The sequence below is a fragment of the Metabacillus sp. GQ13 genome (assembly GCF_059758525.1).
This window is the reverse complement of sequence record NZ_JCAXET010000053.1, coordinates 1-346: the sequence shown is the minus strand read 5'-3', so window position 1 is coordinate 346 and position 346 is coordinate 1. Positions and strand designations below refer to the sequence as shown.

Sequence of the window (346 nt, the reverse complement as noted above, 5' to 3'; positions counted from 1 at the left end):
AAGACAAACAAAATCAACTAATTGAAAGAATTTCTAATAAACACCTTGTTATCGGTGTAGATATTGCTCAACATATTCATGTTGCACGTGCTGTAAATTTCCGTGGCATTATTGTTGGTGATCCTCTCTCTTTTGAAAATAACGAAGAAGGATTTGCTAGATTACTTAACTGGATTAACAAGCTAAAAACTACCAAAGGTTTTGATAAAACGCTAGTTGGTATGGAACCAACAGGACATTACTGGCTTAACCTATCAAAATGGCTATATGAACAAAATATTGAAGTAGTAACCGTTAATCCTCATCTTGTTAAAAGGAATAAAGAAAATAGAGATAATAGCCAATC

General features: G+C 32.7%; 1 protein-coding gene. It reads left to right on the top strand.

Features of this window, described 5'->3' with window-relative positions:
- On the top strand, positions 1-346 hold a 346-nt coding region (locus AC6CHR_RS25105), incomplete at both ends, for an IS110 family transposase (protein ID WP_498251906.1).